The organism is Micromonospora sp. M51 (assembly GCF_018070305.1).
In the GTDB taxonomy this organism is placed as follows: Bacteria; Actinomycetota; Actinomycetes; order Mycobacteriales; family Micromonosporaceae; genus Micromonospora; species Micromonospora parva.
In genome coordinates, this window is record NZ_JAGPXZ010000587.1 from 1 (window position 1) to 4018 (window position 4018).

Sequence of the window (4018 nt, forward strand, 5' to 3'; positions counted from 1 at the left end):
ACGGCTGGACGGAGGCGTTCTGTGAGGCCCCGGCCGCCGAGGCGGTGAGGATGGTCGCGCTGGCACCGCCGTCGGTGGGCAGGACGAGCGCTCCGGCGGCGTCCTGGTCGTGCAGCAGGTCGACGGCGTCGTCGCGGGTGGCCACCAGGGTGGCTTCGGTGCTGTCACCGGCGTTGAGCCCGTCGACGACTGCCTGCGCCGTGGCGCCGCTGCCGACGACCGCGACCGGCATGTCCCGGGGGTGCGGTGAGTGCATTGTCGACATGTAGGTCGCGAACATCATCGTGACCATGAGGAACGGCATCACGAACAGGGCGACCATACGGATGATCTGTTCCTTGCGGTCCGCGCCGGGCGGGCGGCCGTCCACCACGTCGGCAGCCTCGATCACGGCTTCGGTATCCATGCACGCTCCAGATCAGTTTGTACGCCAGTTGACTTACAAACTGTAGGCGGCGGATGTCGGGACCGGGAATCCGGCTAGGTTGACCTGAGTCACATCCGGGCGAGGACACGAGGGGGCCGGTCATGAGGCGGTCCGACGCGGCACGCACCGCGCTGCTGGACGCGGCGGAGCGGCTGTTCGCCGAGTCGGGTGTCGCCGAGGTCTCCGACCGCAGGGTGGCCGAGGCGGCTGGCAACACCAATCACTCGGCGGTGCGCTACTACTTCGGCGGGCGCGAGGGCCTGCTGAAGGCGCTCATGGCCCGCCACGTGCACGACGTGGCGGAACAACGCGAGGGGATGCCCCCACCCGAGGACTCCGTCCTCGGCGACATCCGCGGCCTCGTGGAGCCGAGCATGCGGGTTCTCGACCGGCTGCCGCGCCCGAGCTGGCGGGCCCGGTTCCTGGAACACATGCTGCACAACCCCACCACTTTGCCGATCATGCAGGAAGTCCAGGACACCACGCCACAGGCACTGGAGCTGCGCGAGTCACTGGCCGCGCGGCTACGGCACCTCGACCCGGAGGTGGTCGCCGGCCGGGCGCTCCTGATCACCCGCATCGTCAGCACCACGACGGCCGAGGTCGAGGCACGCGCCGAACGCAACGGCGAAGACCCGCGATGGCCCGAGGTCGGCGACTTCCTCGTCGACGCCATCACCGGAATGCTCAGCGCCCCGATCAGCCGGCCACGCCGAGCGGAGCGCTGATCACCGGTCCCGGTCGCCGGTAGCCCGGAGAGGCCGACCGTTGCCGCGTCGCCCCCCGCAGGCTCACCTGCCGACGTACGCCGCCAGGTGCTCGCCGGTGAGGGTGGAGCGGGCGGCGACCAGGTCGGCCGGTGTGCCCTCGAAGACGACCCGGCCGCCGTCGTGGCCGGCGCCGGGGCCGAGATCGATGATCCAGTCGGCGTGCGCCATGACCGCCTGGTGATGCTCGATGACGATCACCGACTTGCCGGCGTCGACGAGGCGGTCGAGCAGGCCGAGCAGGTGCTCGACGTCGGCCAGGTGCAGGCCGGTGGTCGGTTCGTCGAGGACGTAGACGCCGCCCTTCTCGGCCATGTGGGTGGCCAGCTTGAGCCGTTGCCGCTCGCCGCCGGAGAGGGTGCCCGACGGCCGGTCGAGCGACAGGTAGCCCAGCCCGATCTCCTCGAACGAGTCGAGGAGATGTTGCAGGCCCGCCAGCAGCGGGGCCACCGACGGTTCCTCGATCTCGCGTACCCAGGCGGCCAGGTCGCTGATCTGCATGGCGCACGCGTCGGCGATGTTCTTTCCGTTGATCTTCGACGACCGGGCCTCCGCGCTGAGCCGGGTGCCGGCGCACTCGGGACAGGTCGTGAAGGTCACCGCGCGTTCCACGAAGGCGCGGATGTGCGGCTGCAACGCGTCGATGTCCTTGGCGAGGAAGGACTTCTGGATCGACGGGATCAGGCCCGCGTACGTCAGGTTGATCCCGTCGATTTTGATCTTGGTTGGCTCCCGGTGGAGCAGGTCGTGCAGCTCCCGCTTGCTGAACTTGGCGATCGGCTTGTCCGGGTCGAAGTAGCCGCAGCCCCGGAAGATCCGGCCGTACCAGCCCTCCATGCTGTAGCCCGGGATGGTGATCGCGCCCTCGTTGAGCGACAGGTTGTCGTCGTAGAGCGCCGACAGGTCGATGTCGGTCACCGCGCCCATGCCCTCGCACCGCGGGCACATGCCGCCGAGACGGTTGAAGGTCGCCTTCTCGGTCTTCGTCTTGCCGGCACCGCGTTCGACGGTGATCGCACCGGTCGCCTTCACCGACGGGACGTTGAAGGAGTACGCGTTGGGCGGGCCGATGTGCGGCTGCCCGAGCCGGCTGAACAGGATGCGCAGCATGGCGTTGGCATCGGTGGCCGTGCCGACGGTGGAGCGGGAGTTGGCGCCCATCCGCTCCTGGTCCACGATGATCGCGGTGGTCAGGCCGTCCAGCAGGTCGACCTCGGGCCGGGCCAGCGTCGGCATGAAGCCCTGCACGAAGGCGCTGTAGGTCTCGTTGATCATCCGCTGCGACTCGGCCGCGATGGTGCCGAACACCAGCGAGCTCTTGCCGGAGCCGGAGACCCCGGTGAACACGGTCAGCCGGCGCTTCGGGATCTCGACGCTGACGTCCTTGAGGTTGTTCACCCGCGCGCCCTGCACGCGAATCAGGTCGTGACTGTCGGCGACGTGCGGCGCGGACGGCTGGCTGGCCGTGCTCATCGTGTCTCCATCTGTCGAGGGCGCGGGACTCAGCGCGCTTCCTGGATGCGGATCATATTGCCCGCCGGGTCGCGGAAGGCACAGTCGCGCACGCCGTACGGCTGCTCGGTCGGCTCCTGGACCACTTCGGCGTCGCTGGCCTCCAGCTTCGCGAAGGTGGCGTCGAGGTCGGTGGTGGCCAGGTTGACGCCGAAGTAGCTGCCCTTGGCCATCAGTTCGAGGATGGTCTGCCGCTCGTCGTCGGTGATGCCCGGGTTGGCGGTGGGCGGGTGCAGGACGATGGCGGTGCTGGGCTGACCGACCGGCCCGACCGTGATCCACCGCATTCCCTCGTACCCGACGTCGAGGCGGACCTCGAAGCCGAGGACGTCGCGGTAGAAGGCCAGGGAGGCCTCCGGGTCGGTGTGCGGAAGGAAGCTGGAGTGAATGGTGATGTCCATGCTGGTCACGCTAGTTGCGGCTCGGTGGCGCGCGCTTCTCGATTCCTGACCGGTCGGGTCACCTGCTTGGCCACGCACGACGGCATCCCGGCCGTCGCCTGTGCCGCCCGCCGCCGGTAGACGCTCGGCGGCACGCCGACCAGCTCGGTGAAACGGGTGCTGAAGGTGCCCAGCGAGGAGCAACCGACAGCGAAACAGACGTCGGTGACGCTCAGGTCGCCACGGCGCAACAGGGCCATCGCCCGCTCGATGCGTCGGGTCATGAGGTAGCTGTACGGGGATTCGCCATAGGCGAGGCGGAACTCGCGGCTCAGGTGGCCGGCCGACATGTGCGCGCCACGAGCGAGCGCCTCCACGTTCAGCGGCTGCGCGTACTCCCGGTCGATCCGGTCGCGGACCTTGCGCAGCCGCGCGAGGTCGTCGAGTCGCTGCGTCGCGTCGGATTTGCTGCTCACCAGGAAAATCGTGCCACAGCCCACCGACAAGCGGCCGCCGCCGCCACGCGGCCGGGCCGACCAGCCGGTCAGCCGGCCTCGCGGCGGGCGCGCGCCCGGCGCTTCCCCTCGTGCATGGCCTGCACCCGGGCCACCGGGATGGTCCGACCCTCGGTGACCAGGTCGGCGGGGAGCGCTTGCGGGGCGGGCATCAGCGCGGCCCACGGGTCGCCGTCGGCGAGCAGTGCGGGCGCGCTGCGGATGGTGAAGTCGGCGGGCGTCACGTCGGGCAGGTCGGCCCAGTCGACCGGGAACGAGACCGGCATCCCGGGGCGCAGCCGGGGGCTGTACGCGGCGGCCACTGTCGCCCCGCCCGCCCGGGTGGCGTCCACGAAGACCCGGCCACCCCGGTCCTCCCTGATGTACGCCGTGGTGGCCAGCGCCGGATCGAGCCGTTCGGCGCGGACGGCGAGCGCC

Annotated in this window: 4 protein-coding genes and 2 pseudogenes; 1 reads left to right on the forward strand and 5 read right to left on the reverse strand. The window is 70.2% G+C overall.

All coding sequences use genetic code 11. The features are described 5' to 3' along the window. The coding region (locus KBX53_RS25010; RefSeq protein ID WP_247676172.1) for an ABC transporter permease at positions 1 to 406 on the reverse strand (406 nt) is incomplete at its 3' end. A gap of 122 nt (positions 407 to 528) precedes the next feature. Here KBX53_RS25010 and KBX53_RS25015 point away from each other — a divergent pair. Then, on the forward strand, positions 529 to 1155 hold the full coding sequence (locus KBX53_RS25015; RefSeq protein WP_030333116.1) for a TetR/AcrR family transcriptional regulator: 627 nt from the start codon (positions 529 to 531) through the stop codon (positions 1153 to 1155). Between the two features lie 84 nt (positions 1156 to 1239). On the opposite strand, the pseudogene KBX53_RS25020 reads toward KBX53_RS25015, so the two are convergent. From KBX53_RS25020 to KBX53_RS25035, 4 genes and pseudogenes are all read right to left on the reverse strand, one after another. Further along, a pseudogene (locus tag KBX53_RS25020) lies at positions 1240 to 2667 on the reverse strand (ATP-binding cassette domain-containing protein); the annotation flags it as partial. Positions 2668 to 2696: 29 nt separating this feature from the next. Beyond that, a complete protein-coding gene (locus KBX53_RS25025; protein ID WP_030333113.1) occupies positions 2697 to 3107 on the reverse strand; it encodes a VOC family protein in 411 nt (136 codons plus the stop codon). Positions 3108 to 3112: 5 nt separating this feature from the next. Further along, the gene (locus KBX53_RS25030) at positions 3113 to 3562 is read right to left on the reverse strand and encodes a helix-turn-helix transcriptional regulator (protein WP_030333111.1); all 450 of its coding nucleotides are present in this window, start codon (positions 3560 to 3562) and stop codon (positions 3113 to 3115) included. Between the two features lie 68 nt (positions 3563 to 3630). Beyond that, positions 3631 to 4018: pseudogene (locus KBX53_RS25035) on the reverse strand (ATP-dependent DNA ligase); the annotation flags it as partial.